The organism is Pseudoalteromonas sp. MMG006 (assembly GCF_018101025.1).
Taxonomy (GTDB): Bacteria; Pseudomonadota; Gammaproteobacteria; order Enterobacterales; family Alteromonadaceae; genus Pseudoalteromonas.
In genome coordinates this window covers 445142-466650 of sequence record NZ_JAGJEJ010000001.1, presented here as the reverse complement: position 1 = coordinate 466650, position 21509 = coordinate 445142, and the positions used below count along the sequence as shown (strand labels likewise).

General features: G+C 38.7%; 15 protein-coding genes and 1 tRNA gene. 2 read left to right on the top strand and 14 right to left on the bottom strand.

Annotation, left to right across the window (positions count from 1 at the left end; translation table 11 throughout):
• Nucleotides 1-65 precede the first annotated feature (65 nt).
• The 10 genes from purF to J8L73_RS02115 all read right to left on the bottom strand — a co-directional run bounded on the left by purF (nt 66) and on the right by J8L73_RS02115 (nt 15856).
• Nucleotides 66-1592 (bottom strand): amidophosphoribosyltransferase, encoded by a 1527-nt coding sequence (gene purF, locus J8L73_RS02160; RefSeq protein WP_210999301.1) that lies wholly within the window; start codon nt 1590-1592, stop codon nt 66-68.
• Nucleotides 1593-1610: 18 nt separating this feature from the next.
• Nucleotides 1611-2105, bottom strand: a complete 495-nt coding sequence (locus tag J8L73_RS02155) for a CvpA family protein (protein WP_058548420.1) — start codon at nt 2103-2105, stop codon at nt 1611-1613.
• 196 nt (nt 2106-2301) lie between these two features.
• Nucleotides 2302-2943, bottom strand: a complete 642-nt coding sequence (locus tag J8L73_RS02150) for an SPOR domain-containing protein (RefSeq protein WP_211014509.1) — start codon at nt 2941-2943, stop codon at nt 2302-2304.
• An 11-nt stretch (nt 2944-2954) separates the two neighbouring features.
• On the bottom strand, nt 2955-4220 hold the full coding sequence (gene folC / locus J8L73_RS02145) for a bifunctional tetrahydrofolate synthase/dihydrofolate synthase (RefSeq protein ID WP_211014507.1): 1266 nt from the start codon (nt 4218-4220) through the stop codon (nt 2955-2957).
• A 25-nt stretch (nt 4221-4245) separates the two neighbouring features.
• Complete coding sequence (accD, locus tag J8L73_RS02140) at nt 4246-5121, bottom strand: acetyl-CoA carboxylase, carboxyltransferase subunit beta (RefSeq protein WP_058548423.1); 876 nt, start codon at nt 5119-5121, stop codon at nt 4246-4248.
• A 155-nt stretch (nt 5122-5276) separates the two neighbouring features.
• Nucleotides 5277-6071 (bottom strand): tRNA pseudouridine(38-40) synthase TruA, encoded by a 795-nt coding sequence (truA, locus tag J8L73_RS02135; protein WP_211014505.1) that lies wholly within the window; start codon nt 6069-6071, stop codon nt 5277-5279.
• Nucleotides 6072-6217: 146 nt separating this feature from the next.
• Entirely contained in the window at nt 6218-10942 is a 4725-nt protein-coding gene (locus J8L73_RS02130; protein ID WP_211014503.1) for a FimV/HubP family polar landmark protein, read from the bottom strand.
• Between the two features lie 354 nt (nt 10943-11296).
• On the bottom strand, nt 11297-12313 hold the full coding sequence (locus J8L73_RS02125) for an aspartate-semialdehyde dehydrogenase (protein WP_104643041.1): 1017 nt from the start codon (nt 12311-12313) through the stop codon (nt 11297-11299).
• Between the two features lie 45 nt (nt 12314-12358).
• Complete coding sequence (locus tag J8L73_RS02120; RefSeq protein WP_210999296.1) at nt 12359-13480, bottom strand: 4-phosphoerythronate dehydrogenase; 1122 nt, start codon at nt 13478-13480, stop codon at nt 12359-12361.
• Between the two features lie 153 nt (nt 13481-13633).
• Nucleotides 13634-15856 (bottom strand): TonB-dependent receptor, encoded by a 2223-nt coding sequence (locus J8L73_RS02115; RefSeq protein WP_210999295.1) that lies wholly within the window; start codon nt 15854-15856, stop codon nt 13634-13636.
• 882 nt (nt 15857-16738) lie between these two features.
• Here J8L73_RS02115 and J8L73_RS02110 point away from each other — a divergent pair.
• Nucleotides 16739-17869 carry a porin gene (locus J8L73_RS02110; protein ID WP_211014501.1) on the top strand — a complete coding sequence of 377 codons (1131 nt, stop codon included), beginning with the start codon at nt 16739-16741 and terminating at the stop codon, nt 17867-17869.
• 12 nt (nt 17870-17881) lie between these two features.
• A complete protein-coding gene (locus J8L73_RS02105; RefSeq protein WP_210999293.1) occupies nt 17882-18289 on the top strand; it encodes a phosphate ABC transporter substrate-binding protein in 408 nt (135 codons plus the stop codon).
• Between the two features lie 62 nt (nt 18290-18351).
• Here J8L73_RS02105 and J8L73_RS02100 read toward each other — a convergent pair whose 3' ends face one another.
• The 4 genes from J8L73_RS02100 to tpiA form a co-directional block, all read right to left on the bottom strand.
• Nucleotides 18352-19977: a methyl-accepting chemotaxis protein gene (locus J8L73_RS02100; RefSeq protein ID WP_210999292.1), complete on the bottom strand. Its 1626-nt coding sequence runs from the start codon at nt 19975-19977 to the stop codon at nt 18352-18354.
• Between the two features lie 212 nt (nt 19978-20189).
• Nucleotides 20190-20274, bottom strand: a tRNA-Leu gene (locus J8L73_RS02095).
• 80 nt (nt 20275-20354) lie between these two features.
• On the bottom strand, nt 20355-20708 hold the full coding sequence (gene secG, locus J8L73_RS02090) for a preprotein translocase subunit SecG (protein ID WP_210999291.1): 354 nt from the start codon (nt 20706-20708) through the stop codon (nt 20355-20357).
• A gap of 1 nt (nt 20709) precedes the next feature.
• Nucleotides 20710-21459, bottom strand: a complete 750-nt coding sequence (gene tpiA / locus J8L73_RS02085) for a triose-phosphate isomerase (protein ID WP_211014499.1) — start codon at nt 21457-21459, stop codon at nt 20710-20712.
• Between the last annotated feature and the right edge of the window lie 50 nt (nt 21460-21509).

Below are 21509 nucleotides of genomic sequence, written 5' to 3'. Positions count from 1 at the left end.
TCTTTCCTTCGCAAAAAAGGAGCTATTTAGCTCCTTTTTTTATACCTGATGATTCAAATCATACATTAATCAGATTCATTTTCATCTTGGTTATGAATTTCTAAATTAGCAGACATAGCGTTTTCGCGTGTGCTTTTTGCTGAGTCATTTCTTAATTTATCTATTCTGTTTAAGTAATCCTGATCTATATCGCCAGTGATGTATTGGCCATCGAAAACAGATGTTTCGAACTTTGTAATTTCAGGATTTTCTTGACTTACTGCGGCGATTAAATCGTTTAATGATTGGAAAATCAAACCATCTGCGCTAATGCTCGTATTAATATCTTCTACTTCACGGCCATGAGCAATAAGCTCAGCTGCCGATGGCATATCAATACCATACACATTTGGGAAGCGAATTTCAGGTGCTGCCGACGCAAAGTATACGTTTTTAGCGCCCGATTCACGTGCCATTTCAACAATTTGTGCCGATGTAGTACCACGTACTATTGAGTCATCAACTAAAAGTACATTTTTACCTTTAAATTCACGGTCAATAGCGTTTAGTTTTTGGCGCACTGACTTTTTACGCATTTCTTGGCCTGGCATGATAAACGTACGACCAATATAACGGTTTTTTACAAAACCTTGACGATAAGGTAAATCAAGCACACGAGCGATTTCTAGTGCTACATCACACGATGTTTCAGGGATTGGAATAACTACATCAATGTCTTTATCAGCCCATTCTCGCGCAATTTTTTCACCTAGCTTAGTCCCCATATTTACACGTGTTGCATAAACAGACATGCGATCAATAGTAGAATCAGGACGAGCAAAATAAACAAATTCAAATATACACGGAGAATATGAAACACTTTCTGCACAGCCTAACGAATGAAACTCACCCGACTCTGTAACATAAATAGCTTCACCAGGTGCTACGTCACGAATAAATTCAAAGCCATCTGGTTTTAACGCAACGCTTTCTGAGGCGAACATGTACTCAGTGCCTTTTTCAGTCTCACGTTTACCAAATACTAACGGGCGAATGCCGTTCGGATCACGAAAAGCAACAATGCCGTGGCCGATAATCATTGCAATTGCTGCGTAACCACCACTTACTTTGTTGTTTACTTCGGTCACTGCTGTAAAAATATCTTCAGGATCTAAATGTAATTTATCAGACTTACTTAGCTCATGTGCCATGATGTTAAGCAAAATCTCTGAATCAGACGTTGTATTTACATGACGACGCGCTTCTGAGAATAGCTGCTCTTTTAGCGCTTCAGCATTAGTTAGGTTGCCGTTATGAGCAAGAGCAATACCAAATGGTGAGTTAACATAAAAAGGCTGTGCTTCAGACGAACTAGAAGAACCTGCAGTTGGATAACGCACATGGCCAATACCAATTGTACCTTGTAGTCGCTTCATATGACGGGTGTGAAATGCATCTTTCACAAGTCCATTTGCTTTGCGTAAGCTAAACGTATTGTTTTCTATGGTAATAATGCCCGCGGCATCTTGGCCTCGGTGCTGCAAAACGGTTAAGCCATCATATAACGCCTGATTTACAGGAGACGTTCCGACTATTCCAACGATACCACACATGTAATTTATCCTCGCCGATTAACGGTTTACTGAATTTAGAAAGCTAGAGTTGTTTTCGAGGTACGAAAAGAACCATTCAACAACAAAGCCAAATTCTGGAATCAAAATAGAATTGCCCCACCAGTGCGTGCTAGGTGCACCAGTAAAAGCATCAAGAAAGAAGAGTAACGCGCTCACGACCAACACGCCTCGTAGAGCACCAAACACTATGCCAAAAACACGGTCGGTACCCGATAAACCAGTACGATGTACAAGCTCACCTAAAATATAGTTTAGTAAACCGCCTAACAGTAGCGTCGCAAAGAATAATATGGCTATGGCCGCCGCATTTCTTAAAAGGGGTTCAGAAATGGTTGTTAGGAAGGAAGCTAAATATTGGTAAAATAAACTAGAGATGATAAAGGCGCCAGCCCATACCGCTAATGACATTGCTTCTTTTACAAAGCCGCGTATTAAACCGATGATGGTAGACAGTGCAATGATGCCAAGAATGGCGTAATCAACCCAGATCATAAGAACCAATTAGTCGCTAATTTGGGGCGCATTCTATACCCAAACATCGTTTGTATGCAAGTTTAAACGGGAGATTACCATGTTGGTGTTAATACAAATAATTAACATATAAAAATACACATAATGTGCACTGAAGCATTAAAAAAAATAATTGTCTAAAAATAAAAAAAGCTCATTAAATGAGCCTTTTAAAATATTATTTTGTCACTTCGTATTGGGTCACTTTACCATTTAGTTTGGTAAGCTTTTTCAGCTCAGGGAGCTGTTTTTGTAGCTCTGCTTTATTAAGCGATGGCCCAACAAATACTTTTGTGAGTGTGCCATTCGGGGTTTTTATAGGTTTAGTAAATGTTTTAAAACCTTGAGCCTTTAATTTAGCCTGAAGCGCTTTAACATTAGCAACATGAGAAAAGCTACCTAGTTGGATAACATAGGCCATACTCGTCAAGTTTTCATCACTTTTACGAGGCGCAATCGGCTTCGCTTTAACAGGCGCAACTTTTTTAACTTTTGGCTGCTCTTTAAGCTCTATAGTCGCTTCAACAAGCTTGGGTTGCTGCGCATAATCGCTCTCTGTAACCTCTGGTTGCTGCTTTAAAATATCATCATCGGCGGATATATCTTCTATTTCATCTGGCTTCAGGGGCTCTGCATCAGCTACTTTATCGTCGATTGATTGTTGAAGATCGATTGTTTTGAACTCAGGGCTATCTGGAATAGCTTTGAAGCCTTCTTTATAGTGTACTTTTTCGCCATCTAGAATATTAGGGATAAACACAATTGCTGCGATCACCACTATACTCGTTCCGACTAAGCGATTAATAAAACCTGAGTTCACCGATACCCTCTCTATTTTTTAAAGTAATTAATAGCGCCAGCGACTGTAAAAAAAGAACCAAATACAATCAAAACAGTGTCGTTTTTTTGTTTTGGTAAAATTTCATTTAGGGCTTCTGCAACGCTACCGTAACTGTGTATGTTATTAGCCACAGAGATACTTTGAAGTGCGTTATTTAAGTTTTCTGCGCTATCTCCGCGCGGACCTCCCAAACTCGCTACCGACCACTGAGTAACTAAATGGCTTACTTCTTTAAGTACACCTGCTTTATCTTTATCAGCAAGCATAGCGGCTAATGCATGAATTTTAAAGCCTTTATCTACGTAGCTTGATAACTTATTAGCTAAATAACGAGCAGATTCCGGGTTATGAGCCACATCAGTAAAAACCAAAGGTACTTCACTTAGTTGTTGAAAACGACCTTCAACGGCTAAGTTAGCTAAGCACTGCTTAATTACTTGCTCTGTAGGTAGTAGGTTTAAAACACTTAACGTTGTTAAAGCTGTTGCAGCATTCTGACTTGGAATTGCGGGTTTAACTAGTTCTAAATCAAGCTCTTTATACTGCCAGGTAAAACTGTGCGCATTTTCTTTAAAAATAAAGTCACTGCCCGATAAAACCATATTGGCATTAATTTCATCGCCGTAACCGGTCATGGTGTGAGGTATATTTAAATCACCTATAATTGCTGGCGTGTTTTCACGAAAAATACCTGCTTTATCGTAAGCGACTAGCTCTCGGGTATCGCCTAGGTATTCTTTATGGTCTAAATCTATTGTAGTGATGACGCTGGCAAATGGTGTCACTATATTTGTTGCGTCATAACGCCCACCTAAACCGACTTCTAGCAACACATAATCAACTTTGCAGCGTTTAAATATAGCAAGAGCACCTAAGGTGCCATATTCAAAATAAGTAAGCTGTGTGTCTTTACGCCCTTGTTCTAACAAATGAAATGCATCTACATGATATTGATCATCAAGTTCTTGAGCATTTATGCGGACTCGTTCGTTATAGCGTATTAAGTGAGGTGAGGCGTATGTGCCAACAGAAAAGCCTTGAGCAAGTAATAAAGACTCTAAACAACGCGCTGTTGTGCCCTTGCCATTTGTGCCTGCAATTAAAATAATTTTGCTAGGGGAATTTAAAAGACCAATGTTATTGGCAACTCTTGCGACGCGTTCAAGGCCCATTTCTATATTGGCCGGATGAACACTTTCTAAATAACAAAGCCAATCATCAAGGCTTGATGATTGGCTAGGGATTGTTTTTGTCATAGCGTGTAATCAGTAAAGCTGAAATTTACGCTACTCTATGCTCTTGTTCAGTAGAAGGCAAGTTCATAAATTTAGCTAAAATACGCGCTAAGGTATCGCGCATTTCACGGCGGTCGATAATCATATCAATTGCACCGTGTTCTAGTAAAAATTCACTACGCTGGAAACCCTCTGGTAGCGTTTCACGAACAGTTTGCTCAATAACACGAGGGCCCGCAAAACCGATTAAAGCCTTTGGCTCTGCAACGTTAATGTCGCCTAGCATTGCTAACGATGCTGATACGCCGCCCATAGTTGGATCAGTCATTACAGAAATAAACGGTAAACCTTTTTCGCTCATTTTAGCAAGCGCGGCACTTGTTTTAGCCATTTGCATAAGCGACATTAGCGCTTCTTGCATACGTGCTCCACCTGAGGCCGAAAAACAAATAAGCGGCATGTTATGCTCTAAACATTCATCTACAGCGTCTACAAAGCGTGCACCTACCACAGATGCCATAGAGCCACCCATGAACGAAAATTCAAAGGCTACAGCTGCTATAGGTACGCCTTTTAAGCGCCCTTTCATAGCAACTAGTGCGTCTTTTTCACCACTTGCTTTTTGAGCTGCGCTAATACGGTCTGAGTACTTTTTAGAATCTTTAAACTTAAGTATATCTTTAGGCTCATGTTGCGTACCAAGCTCTACACGATCAGCTTCATCTAAAAAGCTTTCAAGGCGCTTACGGCCACTTACACGCATGTGGTGGGCACATTTAGGACATACATTTAATGACTTTTCTAACTCAGCTTTATATAAAATTGAGTCACATGATGTACATTTAGCCCAAACACCTTCTGGGATTTCTTTACGACCTGATGATTTTGTCGTTTTTGGTAAGATTTTTTCTAGCCAACTCATTTGCAACTCTCTTAATGCTGTTCTGTGTCGCGAGCCTGCAAGTAGTAACTCACAGACAAATTTTTTCAATTAAAACATGAATTACACTAACACGGTATAAAAAACTGGTCTTAGTAGTTGCTGCTACTTAGTAAATAGCTAAAAGCCGATGCTGATTAAATATCAACATCAGGCAAAAATAAAGGCCCTAATGGCGTTTTAGGTACATTAAATTGTCCAGGGTAGTCAACATCAACTAAATATAAACCTGCGGCTTTTGCAGTGGCGCTGGCTTTTGCTCGCTCTTTAACATCTAAAAGCTCTTTTAGCCATACAGGCTCATGCTTGTGCAAACCAATATCCATAAGGCAACCAGTAATATTACGCACCATATGATGTAAAAAAGCATTCGCTTTTATATCTATAATAACGTAATCACCTTGACGCTGTACCGATAAGTGATGAATTGTACGTGTTGCCGTATTTGCTTGGCAATGCAAGGCTCTAAAAGAGGTAAAGTCGTGCTCACCTATTAAATACTGGCAAGCTTGCTGCATTTTAGTTTCATCTAAATGATGATGAAAGTGTGTAACACCTTCGTTTAATACAGCTCCACGAAACGGATAATTATAAATAACATAACGATAACGACGAGCGGTTGCACTAAAGCGAGCATGAAAGTCATCAGAAACTGGCTGAGCAAAGCGAATAGCGATATCTTTAGGCATTAACGTATTCATGCCTAAAGTAAATGCAACCATATCGCGCTGAGCATCAGTATCAAAATGTATTACTTGACCTGTTCCATGAACGCCAGCATCTGTGCGCCCTGCACAGGTAACTTCTACAGGATGATTACAAATACGCGACAACGCCTTTTCAACTTCTTGTTGTACACTATTTACATGTGATTGACGCTGCCAGCCACTGTAACGTGCGCCATTGTATTCAACTCCAAGTGCTACTCGCATAATTACTGCTTTACCTACTGTACTAATGAGCGGGGCATTTTATGCTATCTCGCGATGCAATAAAAGCCAGTGTGTTGTGATCCAATAAATACCTACAAAAAAACCGCAATAAATTCCTTATTGCGGCTTTTATAGCGTCTAAAAAACTACTTTAGTTTTGCTTTTAAACTAAGTGCTTCTTCTTGGACATCCTCAGGACCTTTGTCGATAACCTCTTCAATCACGTTTAATGCAGAGTCAAAGTCGTCAATTTCAATGTATGCACGAGCAAGGTCTAGCTTGGCAGAGTACCCACCGCTTTCTGCATCCACATCCGTTGGATTATCACCGGCTAACAGTGCGTCAAACTCACTTAAGCCTACATCCATATTTACATCGTTATAGGGTTCGTGCTCAAGTTCAGCATCATCACTTTGTTCAAGCAACGAGTCTATATCAACGAAAGCATCCTCAACGGAGGTATCTACTTCATTAATATGCGCGTTTTGAGGTTTATCCTCGCTTGAAGTTTCGCCTAAGTCTTCACTTAATAAGCTATTAAAATCAACATCAAAATCACTGCTATCATCAACATTTAGTTCTTCTGGCTGTGCTAATTCATTTAGTAATGAATCAAAGTCAGTTTGCGTTAAATCAGCCATAAACTCTTCATCGAGTTCATCATCTGAAATAACACTGTTTCCAGCAGTGGTATCCGTTTGCGTTAATTGAGCTTCTCGCTCTGCATTGGTTTGCTGTGTTAACTCATCAGTAAAGGCTTGTTCGAGTAAACTATCGTCTGTTTCTTGTGTTAGAACATCATCTGAATTTTCTGGTTCAGCATGCAGCTCATCTGTAATTTCTGGGTTATCAGATTCAGCTAAAACTTCACTATCAAGCTCTAACTCATTTAAAGACTCTAAATCGTCGTCAAAATCAGAGAAGTCGTTTTCAATTAATAGTTCATCATCAAAGTCGTCATCTAAAGAATCTAAATCAACATCTTTAGAAAGCGCATTTGCTAAATCTTGCTCTGTTTGGCTAGCCGACAATGGTGTATGTTCAGTTGTGTCAGCGTCTTCTAGCAGTTCAGAGTTATTTAATTCCTCATTTTCTAAAGATGAGTGAGCGCTCTCTGAATCTGGTTGTTCAGGTAATCCTATATCTTCAAGTGAGCTATCAATACTTTCATTTTCTAATTCGCTTTGATGTAATTCATCGTTTAATAAATCTTCCTGCTCTTTTGTATCAACATCAAATGCTTGCTCATTATCAGAGGCTAACTCAGTAAAATCATTATCTATTAAAAGCTCATCATCAAAATCATCTTCTAGGCTATCTAGGTCAACGTCACCAATTAATGAACTAGCTAAGTCTTGTTCAGCCTGACTTGGCGACATGCCTTTAGCATCGCCGTCCAAAGAATCTCCTTGTAGCTCCTCAGGAACAAACGAAGGTTCGTCTGCGATAGGTTGTGAATCATCCAATTCTAGTTCAGGGTATTCATCAAGCTCTTCACTAGGAGTTACTAATTCATCTTCCTGGCTTTCATCATCTTGCGTCAGATCAGCTTCATCAGCCGCAAGTGGATCGTCACCTAGGTCGACTTCAATCTCCTCCATGTCATCATCAAGCTCGTCTAAAGACCAATCCGGCGTTTCTACGTAATCATCATCTGTTGCTTGTTGTAACTCATTTAAAAGTTCATCTACGCTTTTTAGTGTATCGTCTGTGTATTCTTCAAGCGCATCCTCTGGATCTAAAAGTGATTGTGATGTATCAGTAAAATCACTCGCAGATTCAGACTCTTCTTCAAGTTCCGGCTCTTCTAGAAGCTCAGGCTCTTCTTCAAGTTCTGGTTCTTCTTCAAGTTCTGGTTCTTCTAAAAGTTCAGGCTCTTCTAAAAGCTCCGGCTCTTCTATAAGCTCCGGTTCTTCTTTAAGTTCTGGTTCTTCTAAAAGTTCTGGTTCTTCTAAAAGCTCTAGCTCTTCTATAAGCTCCGGTTCTTCTTCAAGTTCAGGCTCTTCTATAAGCTCCGGTTCTTCTATAAGCTCAGGCTCTTCTTCAAGCTCTGGTTCTTCTAAAAGCTCAGCCTCTTCTTCAAGTTCTGGTTCTTCTATAAGCTCAGGCTCTTCCTCAAGTTCTGGTTCTTCTAAAAGCTCCGGTTCTTCTAAAAGCTCAGGCTCTTCTTCAAGTTCTGGTTCTTCTAAAAGTTCTGGTTCTTCTAAAAGCTCAGGCTCTTCTTCAAGTTCCGGTTCTTCTATAAGCTCAGGCTCTTCTTCAAGTTCTGGTTCTTCTAAAAGTTCTGGTTCTTCTAAAAGCTCAGGCTCTTCTAAAAGCTCTAGCTCTTCTTCAAGTTCAGGCTCTTCTATAAGCTCCGGTTCTTCTTCAAGTTCTGGTTCTTCTAAAAGTTCAGGCTCTTCTAAAAGCTCTAGCTCTTCTTCAAGCTCCGGTTCTTCTACATGTTCTGTTTCTTTAAGCTCAGGTTCTTCTTCAAGTTCCAGTTCTTCTAAAAGTTCCGGATCTTCTTCAAGTTCCGGTTCTTCTACAAGCTCAGGCTCTTCTTCAAGTTCAGGCTCTTCTTCAAGCTCCGGTTCTTCTAAAAGCTCCGGTTCTTCTAAAAGCTCAGGCTCTTCTTCAAGTTCTGGTTCTTCTTCAAGCTCCGGTTCTTCTAAAAGCTCAGGCTCTTCTTCAAGTTCTGGCTCTTCGTTTAGTGTAGAAGCTAAAGATTCAATATCATCAATATCTAACTCTTCTTGGGCATCAGCTAAATCCTCTGCTGAATCTGCTAACGCACTATCAATTTTAGAATCTCTTGAACCTTGCTCGTCTAATTGATTATCTATGAGACTGTCTATATCGTCTAAATCAAAATCATCACTTGTGTCTAGTGAGTCACCTTCTTCAAGTAGCTCATTCTCTTCAAGTAAATCGCCGTCTAGTAAATCATTATCAGTACTTGTAGGCCCGTTTGCTTCATCGATTAGGCTATCTATATCGTCTAAATCAAAATTATCGCTTGTGTCTAATGACTCACCTTCTTCAAGTAGCTCATTTTCTTCAGGTAAATCCTCGTCTACTGAAACTCCATCGATACTTGTAGGCTCGTTTGCTTCATCAATTAGGTCATCTATATCGTCTAAATCAAAATCATTGTTTGTCTCTAATGACTCACTTTCTTCAAGTAGCTTATTTTCTTCAGGTAAATCCGCGTCTAATGAATCTTCATCGGTATTTGTAGACTCGTTTGCTTCATCGATTAGGCTGTCTATATCGTCTAAATTAAAATCATCATTTGCTTCTAGTAACTCGTCTTCTTCAAGTAAATCCTCTCCTAATGAATCCTCATCAGTACTTTCAGGCTCGTTTGCTTCATCAATTAGGCTATCTATATCGTCTAAATCAAAGTCGTCATTTGCTTGAGGTTCATCAAAAGCCTTATTCTCGCCATCTAGGCTATTTGATGTTTGATCAAGTAAATCATCAATATCAAAATCATCCTCACCAGCTAACTCTTCACTCAATGCAGCCATTTCATCATGAGAATCTAAGCTATTATCTTCTAAAGCTTCACCTTTTTGCTCTACATCAAATTCCGATAAGCCATCGTCGTCAAATAAACTATCTAAATCATCGCTTGTTAAAATCTCATCATTATTTACAGGTTCATCAGCTACATCTAAATCAATACCTTCTGAGCTATTTTCTGAGGTTTGGTCAAAATCTTGCTGCATAAAAATATCTAGGTCATCGTCACTTGTATTTTCATCATCAAAAACAATATCATCACTTAACAAGCTTTCTAATTCGTCTTGATCGAGTAAATTTTCCCCTTCAGAAAAATCATCTAAACTACCATCATCTAGATCGTCGTCAGGCAACATGCCATTGTCGAGATCATCAAGCTGCACACTTAAATCATCTAGTGGGTCTGGTACTATTGGATCATCATCTAAGCTTGCGGTGATATCTTCGTCGTCAGTATAAGCCGGTGTTTGCGGTAAAAAGTCATCATCGTTTTGAGTTTCTTCTTTAGCGCTAGCACGTTTTCGTAAAAGCATCACCACAGCAAAAATGATCAGTAACCCAGGAATAAACATTAATAAGCCAAGCACTATTGGGTTTGAAAATAACGAATTAAAATCAAATGACTCTTCTGGTTGAACTACTTTTTCCTTTTGCTGTGCGATGATCTCATTTTGTTTAACAATAAGTTCTTTTAATTGCTTTTGGATTTCGCTGTCTTGCCCTAACTGTAATCGGACATTTTCAAGCTCTTTTGAAATTCCTGACAATTGCTTTTTGAGCTGGTTATTTTCAACTAAAATCTCTTCAACGTTGCTTACAGAGTTTTTAAATTGCTCTTGTAAAGCCACTAATTTAGTGCTTTGCTCTGTTTTTATTTCGTTTAATTCTTTTTGAATCTCTTTTTTAGCATCATCTACGTCTATTTTACGAGCTTGTGTCACTTTTGTTTGTGCTGACGTGATTTCGCTTTGCGTAAGCGTGCCATTTTTTTTCTTTTCCCATAAACCATCATCTTGCTCAGAACGTTGTTTGGCAAGTTGTGGGTCGACACTTCTGATCTCAGCTAAAGTAGGTATTTTTAAAAAAGCACCACTTTGCATGTGGTTAAGGTTTTGTTCTAAAAAGGAGTTTGGATTTTTGTTATACAAGGCTTGCATAACTTGATAAATACTAACTGAGTTATCGGGGCGTACTTTTGCGGCAATACGCCAAAGAGTATCGGTTGGTTTTATTGGCCCAATTGATCGCCCTTGCGCACCATAGTCAGCGCCTTTTGGCCCCTTTAATTGGGTACTGTCTTGAGAGTAAAGCGGAGTTACTACCAATGCAGACGCTAATATAATAAGTGAAGCTAAACCGCGCATGCTGATCCTTTAATATATAATGCTACGTAACTATCTATCTTTGTAACTACGTAAACACTGATTATTCTTGCCGTTACCAACCAAATGGTTGATTCTAATTTATTATTACAATCTATTTTTGTTGCAAGCTCTATTCCAGTTACAAACTATAAACCAGTTGCGGCCTAATATCCATTGCAACGCTTTGAAAATAAATACCTTAAAACTTTTTTCGTAATTCTATTTTAATCAGAAAGATCAAGGTGTTTAGTTTATTAACAAACTAAAGCGGCAATATTTTGGCATCCTAAAAACAAAAGCGGCAAACTATAAAAGTCTGCCGCTTATATTAACCTCTTTATTAATTACTCATTTTTATAGATAATTTGCAATTAACTCTTCTGCAATCTGAACGCTATTAGTTGCTGCGCCTTTGCGAGTGTTATCACTTACAACCCACATATTTAAACCATGGGGATGTGAAATATCGGCGCGTAATCGCCCAATATAAACTGTATCGTTGCCGCTTGCATCAGATACTGCAGTTGGGTAATCACCTTCATCATCGATTAGCTCAACACCAGGTGCATCGTTTAATAATTGCTTTACGTGCTCAAAATCGTAAGGCATGCGTGTTTCTATGTTAATAGACTCAGAATGACCGAAAAATACAGGTACTCGCACACATGTAGGATTAACTGCAATAGTCGTATCACCTAAAATTTTATGTGTTTCGTTAACCATTTTCATTTCTTCGCGGGTATAGCCGTTATCTTCAAAACTATCTATTTGTGGAATGACGTTAAATGCTATTTGTTTTGGGAATATTTCGTTTTCCATAGGGCGAGCATTCATTAAATTGGCTGTTTGTTTGGCAAGTTCATCTACCGCTTCTTTACCTGCACCCGACACAGCTTGGTATGTCGATACATTTACTCGGTCAATTCCATAAGCATCATATATCGGTTTAAGTGCCAGCATCATTTGGATGGTTGAGCAGTTAGGATTGGCTATAATATTTTTGTTTCTAAAGTCAGCTAAGCTTGAAGCATTTACCTCAGGTACTATAAGCGGTACTTCAAAGTCATTTCTAAAGTGTGATGTGTTGTCGATAACGACACATCCAGCCTCTGCTGCAATAGGTGCATATTTTTCTGACACACTGCCGCCAGCTGAAAATAAACCAATATGTGCTTGGCTAAAGTCAAAGCCTTCAACGTCTAGTACTTCTATGGTTTCACCACGAAACTTTATGTCTTCACCAGCACTTCGACTACTAGCAAGTAAAAAAAGTTGATCCACTGGAAACTTACGATCTTCAAGTGTTTCTATGATCTGACGGCCTACTAAACCAGTAGCACCAAGTACGGCAACGTTATATTTTTGCGACATATTTTTTCCTCTATTAGCGGTGTTAAAACAACACCGCAGATTAAATTAGTTTGCTGCTGTAAAGCCTAGCTGATTCAACTTTGACATTAGATCTGGTGCTGCTTGCACTTCTAACGTACTGAATTCACGCCTTACTGGATAGTTTTTACGTAGGCTATCAAACCCATCTTTAGCTAAGTGACGAAGTAAAATGCCGTCATCGCGGCGAACATCGTAAATTAAGTGTACTAAGCGCGCTATGTCTTCGTCTTCAAAGCTCGGTTGTAAAGTTGCTTGAGTAATTACAGGCTCAGGTAGAAAATCATCGAGTGATTTAACGCCCTTAACATTTTTTAGTTCGCATAATGCTTGATATAACATTTGCGTACCTCGGGCTTTCCCTTCAAGGGTGTGCCCGGCAATATGCACACTGGCATAGCGAACATGATCAAGCAATGGTGTTAATATGGCTGGTTCGTTTTCCCATACATCTAACACTAAATCTAGGTCTGCACCTTGCTCCATTACTTTTAGTAATGCTTGATTATCAATAACTTCACCTCTACAAGCATTAATTAAAATTAACCCAGGTTTAAGTGCTTTTAAACGTGTTTGATCTATCAAATGAAGCGTTTTATGTTTACCAGTTTTGATTAGCGGAACATGTAAAGTAACAACATCGCTTTTAGCCAATAACTCATCAAGTTCTATGTGCTCTTTTAGTAAGCCTTGCTCATGTTTTATTGGATCACATAGTAAAACATTAACGTTTAGCGCTTTTAGTTTATCAGCTAGACAGCTGCCTATATTACCAACGCCTACAATACCTATTGTTTTACCGCTAAGTGGCTGTGCATTTTCTTGACTTAAAGCATATAAACTACTGATTACATATTCAGCAACAGCGATAGCATTGCAACCTGGGGCACTACTAAATGCAATATTTTTATCGCTTAGTAAATGAGTGTCTATATGATCTACACCAATGGTTGCTGTACCAACAAAGCTCAGCTTATTAGCACACGCTAAAAGCGCAGTATCTACTTTTGTAACAGAACGAGTGAGTAGTACATCTACATCAATTAATTGTTCTGGTGTTAATTTGCGGCCATCAAAGCGTTTAACCTCACCAAAGTCTGCAAAGTACTGCTCAACTAAAGGCATATTTTGATCGGCAAGAATTTTCATCAGAGGACTCGTTTGCAATTAAGAGGCGCTATTGTAACGAACAATTTAGCCTATACACAAACTAAAAAGGCCGAATCAAAAGCTGATTCGGCCTATATTACAAAATAAAATAGTCGTATTCGTAAGTTACATACTTTTTAAAAATATTTTAGCTTATAACTCAAAATCTTTTTTGAATTTTAAGCCAAACTCACTACGGTCATTACTGCGCATAACACCAACAAAACCAGATTGTTGTAAACGACCGACATCGTAAACTTCGTTCAATACGTTTTCACCGTATATCGTAACTTCCATGTCGCCGTAAGGGTTCGTATAAGATACATTAAAACCAACTAACTCACGTGAGTCTATAGTTTCACTTTCGTTGTAAACCGATTGTCCTTGCATATCACTACGATATGAATAGTTAGCGTTAAAGGCAACTGTTGCGCCGCTGTCTAAATCCATAAAGTATGAAGGTGCAATCATAACAGTCCAACGAGGTGTAAGTGCTGGTGAATCACCTTTGCCAATCCCTTGAACGCCTGCATCGACGTCTGTAATTTCAGAGTCTAAGTAACCAACGGCACTACGAATGGTAAAGTCGTCTGTTATTGCAACCGTTGTTTCAAGCTCAATACCTTGCGCTTTAGACTGGCCTGCATTTTCTACAATTGTTACGAAGCCACCACCTGCGGTAGGATCTGAAAATGGCAATGCTAAGTCGGTGTAGTCAGTTACGAATACCGCTAGCATCATAGATACATTTTCATGTACTTGCCCTTTTAAGCCCATTTCGTAGTTAACCGCTTTAGTTTCATCAAATGATACAAACTGATCCGGTCCACCAAATGGGCGCGGAGGAAAACCACCTGTTTGATAACCTTTTTGTATTTGACCATACACATTCATGTTATTACTGATTTGGTAAGATGCATTTACATCCCATGTTACAGCGTCAAATTCAGCGCTTACATATTTGCGCTCTGCAAATGTAGGGAAGATAGCGTCTGCATCTTTTTCATCTTTTGAGTAGCGCAGGCCGCCACCAATACTTAAATCATCGGTTAAGTCGTAACTTGTATTAAAATAAACTGCGTATGAATTAGTTTCTTGGTTAATTTCAAAGTCGCCATAACTACCAAACGAAGGAGTTACACCATCGTTTAATAACCCATTAGGCGTATTAAACGGGCTAAATACAAATGGGCCTGAACGCGTAAATCCATCTTCATTAAAAAAATAAAGGCCTGATACAAAATCCATATTATCGTAGGTAGCATTGAGTTGAATTTCAAACGAGTATTGGTCAGCTCCGCCCTCTTCTGGGAACTCAGATAAATTAAGTGGTGAGGCATCATCATCTAGACCGCCTTCATATTCAGAAGTACGGTAGCTTGAAATAAACTTAGCTGTATATGTGTCATCAATTGCCCAATCAGCAGTAAATGACGACCCCCAACCTGAATAAGATGTAGACTCAATACCAGCAACAGTAGTACCCAAATCATCAGGGTCTGACGGGATCATGTCTTGTGTAAGTAGTGGAAAGTCACCATTGAATACATCGTTTGCATCTAGCGGCTCAGTTAATTCAATAGTGTAAGGCGATTGACCTGATTCGTTATCAACTCCATCTAAAGAGAAAGTAAATGCTAAATCGCTACTCGCTTGCCACTTAAGGGCAACACGACCACTAAATTCTTCTTCCTCACCAATTTCTTTCTCAGGATTTGCTAAATTAACAGCTTCACCAACACCATCACGTGTTTTGTATGATGCACTAGCCGACATGCTTAGCTCATCATTTAGTGAGTTATTAAAATAAACATCGCCGGCAATACGTCCGCGGCTACCAATTTTTGCCGAAGTAGTCACAATGCCTTCATCGCCCGGTTGCTTAGTAATTACATTTACCGCGCCACCTAATGTGTTACGACCATATAGCGTACCTTGTGGGCCACGTAAAACCTCAACACGCTCAACATTAGGTAGTGATAGGTTTGAGCCCATTTGACGACCTAAATAAACGCCATCTAAATAAACGCCTACACCAGGATCAGTAGTGATAATATGATCCTGCAGGCCAATACCACGAATAAATACAGACGCATGTGCTGCATTACCAACACCATAGCGGGTGATATTTAAGTTTGGAACATATTTACCAATATCTTCAAGGTTACTCATATTAGCTTTATCAATAAGGTTTGCCCCAATTGATGTAATTGCGGTTGGAGATTCAAATAAGCTCTCTGTGCGTTTACGAGCAGTAACTTCGATTTTTTCAAACGCGTCTTGTTTTGCTGTTGTTTTAGCTTCTTCAGCATTTACTGAGGCAGATAGTGCAGCGACAATTGCTAGGCTTAACTGTGAGAGTGTGCGTAGTTTCAAAATATTCTCCAAAGGATATCGTGTGATTTGTTATGCATCTATATTTATATTAAAAAGATATAAATTTTAGGCATAAAAAAAGATGCGTGATGGCACCTTTCCTCTGGAAGGACATTATATGACAATATTGTGAATAAACGCACACTTTTTTTAATAAATTGAAAAACATTCAAACCTTAGTAGGATTATTAGGTTTCTCAAAATAAAGTGGTTTGATTTGATATATAGAAAACGATCACACCTTGTAATTAAAGTTAAAATACAAAACTTTCAAAGTATAACAAAACAACATTTTATTGTGCTCAATAAGCACACAAAAAAATAAAGCTTCGTCATTGAAATTAACAGTAATAGGAATGTAGTACCAAGGCGCAGTCTAACGATAGAATAATATGAGCATAGCAAGCAAATCAAACTGACAGTGATGAAGCAAATGTTAGCCAACTAACAGCAATCTACACTACCGTCATTAACATGCAAAGAAACTAAGGTGTTAAGCTTATTCTACTCTGGTTTGCGTTCCAATGCCAAAGCAGAGCATTGTTTATAGATGAAGCGACAGTCCGCATCCACTTGTATAAGATTCATAAAAAATTGTAGTTAAAATAAGTAGCAGGCATTGCTTCGGTGTAAAGAAGACTTGAGTAAAGTAAATAGCTAAAAAACATTTAATGAGTCTTATTAATTAAATATAAAAGTTACTACAATACGAATCATATAGTTTAATTTAAAGTACCTTAGCAAACACCCACCCCGACACAAAACCTATAAGTCTGTCAATAAATATATTTTCACTAACTTGCTAACTTTATTAGATAAAAACTAAATTCACTTCTATAATCCTATTGAAATCAACATCCAGATAACAAATAGGAAATACATATGAATAAGTTATCAATTGCAGTAGCTGTATGTGCAGCACTTGCTTCAAGTTATGCAAGCGCTGAAGTGCGTATTAACGGCTTTGCATCAATTGTAGGCGGTAAGAGTCTAGACAGTGATCAAACTCTATACGGGTACGATGATGACATCTCGTTTAAAAATGAAAGTAAGTTTGCTTTACAATTATCAGCCGATCTTCAAGAAAAGTTAACCGCAACGGCACAAATAATTGCACGTGGCGAAGACGATTTTGACGCTACATTCGAATGGGCATACGTAACTTATGAATACAGTGATGAACTACAATTCAGCGCTGGTAAAATGCGCGTTCCGTTTTATAAATATTCAGACTTTTTAGATGTAGGTTATGCTTATCGCTGGGTACGCCCGCCTAGATCAGTATACGGGATCCCATTTTCAACTTATGAAGGCCTTAGTGTAGTTTATAATACTCAAATTGGAGACTGGGACTCGACTTTACAAGGCTTCTATGGCGGTTTTGACGGTGATATAGATGTATTTGGAAATGATCTACCTGCAGAATTAAATAATTTAGGCGGTTTAAACTGGAACTTGTCATATGACTGGTTTAGTGCGCGCGCAGCCTACATTGTTGCAGATACAAGCATCTACTCTGATGATAGTAATCTATTAGGACTAATTGATGCACTTAATAACAGTGGCTTAAGCGACACAGCCAATGACTTAATTACAGAAGAAGATAGTACAACATTTATCGGTGTTGGTTTCTCAATTGACTATGAAAACATCCTATTTGATGCCGAATATACGCAGTTTGAAGTTGAAGAAAGTCTTTTAGCTGAACAAAAACAATTCTATGCTTCTCTAGGCTACCGCCTTGACGATGTAATTGTACACTTTACCTTTGAAGAAAATGATGATGAACATAAATCATCGCGCTTTGATACTATCGAAAGCGTTCCATCTTTAAATGGTGCTGTAAACTTTGCATTAGAGGGCATACGTGCACAAAGCAATGTATATACAATCGGTGCTCGTTATGACTTTCATCCGTCTGCTGCATTTAAGATTGACTTTAGTCGCTTCAAAGATGACGTAGCAGATACTGAGACGGATGTTGTAGCCGTTGGTATTGATTTAGTATTTTAACTGGAGCGAAAAATGAAAAAATTAATTCTAGCTAGTGCACTTTCTATCTGTTCGTTCAGTGCTTTTGCTGAAGTTGCCGTGATTGTAAATCCTGGCAATTCAAATGCAATTGATGCAGACACTATAAAGAAAGTTTACTTGGGTAAAGCTAAATCATTTGCGAATGGTAACAAGGTGACCCCTGTAACTCAAAACGGTACTGCGGTAGCCGATGAGTTCAACACTAAAGTAGTGGGTAAGTCGAGTAGCCAATTAAATGCTTACTGGTCTAAGTTAGTATTTACTGGCAAAGGCACACCGCCTGAGAAACTAGATACTGACCAAGCTGTCGTTGATTTTGTAGCTGCTAATGGCGACTCTATTGGCTATATTGATAGCAGTAAAGTTACTGATAAAGTTAAAGTAGTTGCTACTTTTTAACTAATACAATCAATAAAAAAACCACCGAAAGGTGGTTTTTTTATAACTAAACTTCAGCGACTTTACTCAATTTTAAATTTCGCAGTGGCATCTAGCAGGTTATCAGAAAGGTAATGAAGGTTTTTAGCCACATCCCTAACAGCAGTCAGAGAATCCATTGTATCTTCAAACGATACATGCATATTTGTTACGTTTTCTACCACCATTGCAGCAACTGATGTTTGCTCTTCTGTGGCTGCAGCAATTTGTGAGTTCATTCCGTTTATTTCTAACATTTGCTCTGCAATTTTCTCTATAGAAATACCTGTTTTTTCAGCTGCTGTGGCATTATCTGTAGCCATATCTCTAGCAGATGTCATTGCAGTCACTGATTCGTTAGCCGCTTCAGTTAAAGTAGTCAACAGTTCTCGGATCTCATTTGTGGAGTGAGCGGTACGCGATGCAAGCTCTCTCACTTCATCAGCAACAACAGCAAAGCCTCGGCCATGCTCACCAGCACGAGCTGCCTCAATCGCAGCATTAAGTGCCAGTAAATTTGTTTGCTCGGCTATTGATGTAATAACATTTAGTATTTGCGATACGTTTTTTGTGTCGTCTGCTAATTTATTAATCGTTGTAGCTGCGTGGTTAATCTCATCACTTAACGTACGAGAAGCCGTTACTGATGTTTGTACTTGGGTTCGACTTTGCTCAACTTCTTTCTCTGCCGTTTGCGCAGCATGAGAAGCACTGGCAGCTGATTGAGATATATCCCCAACACTTTGCTTCATCTCTTCCATCGATTGCTTCACAATTTCAGCATCAGTGGTTTGCTTGGTCGTTGCACGTTCAGCTTGTTCCATCCCTTGAACTAAGCGTGTAGAATTTTCCATTAACGGCTCGCAAACCGCTATTATTTCTAATACTGTTTTTTTCAATATACCGATAAAAGAATTAAAGTTTATAGATACTTGACCTATTTCATCTTCAGAGTTGACTGTTAATTTAGTACTTAATGAGCCTTTACCAGTTGCCAATAAACTTAAATTATTCGCCGCATCGCTTGCTGAAGAAGCAATTCGCTTAGCTATCCAAATAGCCATAAAGAGCAATAAAATAAGCGATACAATAGAAACAACTAACATTAATGTAAGCGCGTAATCAGAGCGGTCTTTAGTACTTGCAACAAGCTCAAAAAAACGATCATCTGCTTTTACTTGTGCTGACTTAAACTTTTCGAGAACATCATTGTAAAGCGCTGTTTTTCTCTGTGCTTGTTGCTGAATTTTACTAAAGTCTGCTGTCCCATTGACCATTCCATTAGCTATGGTCGCTGATATTTTTTCATAATTTGCGAGTTGCTCTTTAGTGTCACTATGAATGTAAGACGCATTAATTTTTTCTATCGCAATAATATTTAATTTGAGTTGATTATATGTGTCGGATGCTTTCTCCACTAAATCCTGCTCACCAAACGTTACCGCTTGAGTGTAAAGTTCATCTAGCTTCTCTAAAATGCTAACGTTAGCTGATGTTAACTTAACAACTTGATAGGATGATTTTTCCATTTCATTTAATGCAATTCGATTATCATTCATTGCAAAATAGTTAATCAGCACAATCACTAAAAATGCAACGACGGCAATACTCGTAATTGCATGTATTTTTTTACTTATGCTAAGATTTTGAAAAGAGAAGCCTGAAGCCATTGTAAATACCTTATTTTATTGTCTAAATCTATTATCGGCTTATTACTTATAAGTGTTAACTAAATTTGTAATATTTCTAGTTTTTTTTATAAATAATTCAAAATTTTAAGCCACTAGCCGTTTCACAACAACAACAGCAGCACAAATAACAACCAATATGGATTTCAGGTATAAAAAAACCAGTAACATTATTGCTACTGGTTTCTATAATTTGGTGCGGATGGGGGGACTTGAACCCCCACGCCCTAAAGCACTACCCCCTCAAGGTAGCGTGTCTACCAATTCCACCACATCCGCATTTTAAGCTTTCGCTTGAGTGTTAAACTTAATGACTTATTTGAGGTTTATAAATCGTTTAACGTTAGCTTTACACTAATTTAGTTTGGTACGTCAGAGCTTTGCTCTTTAGTAACTGAAACTGGAACATCTTCTTCAGCAGGTAATACTGTTTCTGCTGCAGGTGCTGCTTCAAGATTTTCCCACTCGTCGGTCTTTTTAATTTGACCCGCAGTAAGATTACCTAAAACAATACTCAATACAAAAAATACTGTTGCCAAGCTGGTTGTTGTTTTAGTCATGAAGTTACCTGCACCTGACGAGCCAAAAACAGTGCCAGAAGCACCAGCGCCAAATGAAGAACCCATATCTGCACCTTTACCTTGCTGGATTAAAACCATACCAACTAAAGCTAAAGCAACAACTAAATAAATTACTAATAAAATTTCGTACATTTTACACAGTTCCTTTTGCACTGTTACAGATTGCAGTAAATGAATCTGCTTTAAGACTAGCGCCGCCAATTAGACCGCCGTCTATATCTGTTTGTGCAAATAATAATTCGCTATTTTTTTCGTTAACGCTACCACCATACAAGATGGTAAGCCCTTGTGCTAAATCGCTGTCTAGTGACGCAATTTTATCGCGTATAAATTTATGAACAGCTTGTGCCTGTTCCGGCGTTGCAGTCTTACCTGTGCCTATGGCCCAAACGGGCTCGTATGCTATCACAGAATCTTTCAGTGCTGCTACACCTAATTTTTTAATTACTGCATCAATTTGAGCAGCAACTACGTGTTCGGTTTGACCGTTTTCTTGCTCACTTTCACTTTCACCAATACACAAGATGGGTGTTAAACCTACCTCTTGTGCTCTAGCAAATTTATTAGCTACGGTTGCATTGCTCTCGTTATAAATACTACGGCGCTCAGAGTGACCTACAAGTACATATTGTGCACCTAAGTCTTTAACAAGCTGCGCATCTACTTCACCAGTAAAAGCACCTGGCGTATTTTCTGAAACAGTTTGTGTTCCGGTCGCGACTCCACTTGCAATCATTGCTGATATTAGAGGGAAAGGAGGAAATAAAACAATGTCCATCTTTTGAGATTCTACATTGTTAATAGCATCAGACATTTGCTTAACTAGCTCTAAAGAGCCATTCATTTTCCAATTGCCCGCGACCATCGCATTGCGTGTTGCCATTCTTCCACTCCATATTAGAAAGCGGGCGAGATATTAACTTTTCTCGCCCA

What these genes read in the sequence shown, in the direction of transcription:
- J8L73_RS02105 (WP_210999293.1), top strand. Translation starts at nt 17,882, where the DNA reads ATGAAAAAATTAATTCTAGCTAGTGCACTTTCTATCTGTTCGTTCAGT.
- truA (WP_211014505.1), bottom strand. Translation starts at nt 6,071, where the DNA reads ATGCGAGTAGCACTTGGAGTTGAATACAATGGCGCACGTTACAGTGGC.
- tpiA (WP_211014499.1), bottom strand. Translation starts at nt 21,459, where the DNA reads ATGGCAACACGCAATGCGATGGTCGCGGGCAATTGGAAAATGAATGGC.
- folC (WP_211014507.1), bottom strand. Translation starts at nt 4,220, where the DNA reads ATGACAAAAACAATCCCTAGCCAATCATCAAGCCTTGATGATTGGCTT.
- purF (WP_210999301.1), bottom strand. Translation starts at nt 1,592, where the DNA reads ATGTGTGGTATCGTTGGAATAGTCGGAACGTCTCCTGTAAATCAGGCG.
- J8L73_RS02155 (WP_058548420.1), bottom strand. Translation starts at nt 2,105, where the DNA reads ATGATCTGGGTTGATTACGCCATTCTTGGCATCATTGCACTGTCTACC.
- J8L73_RS02110 (WP_211014501.1), top strand. Translation starts at nt 16,739, where the DNA reads ATGAATAAGTTATCAATTGCAGTAGCTGTATGTGCAGCACTTGCTTCA.
- J8L73_RS02125 (WP_104643041.1), bottom strand. Translation starts at nt 12,313, where the DNA reads ATGTCGCAAAAATATAACGTTGCCGTACTTGGTGCTACTGGTTTAGTA.
- J8L73_RS02130 (WP_211014503.1), bottom strand. Translation starts at nt 10,942, where the DNA reads ATGCGCGGTTTAGCTTCACTTATTATATTAGCGTCTGCATTGGTAGTA.
- J8L73_RS02100 (WP_210999292.1), bottom strand. Translation starts at nt 19,977, where the DNA reads ATGGCTTCAGGCTTCTCTTTTCAAAATCTTAGCATAAGTAAAAAAATA.
- J8L73_RS02120 (WP_210999296.1), bottom strand. Translation starts at nt 13,480, where the DNA reads ATGAAAATTCTTGCCGATCAAAATATGCCTTTAGTTGAGCAGTACTTT.
- accD (WP_058548423.1), bottom strand. Translation starts at nt 5,121, where the DNA reads ATGAGTTGGCTAGAAAAAATCTTACCAAAAACGACAAAATCATCAGGT.
- secG (WP_210999291.1), bottom strand. Translation starts at nt 20,708, where the DNA reads ATGTACGAAATTTTATTAGTAATTTATTTAGTTGTTGCTTTAGCTTTA.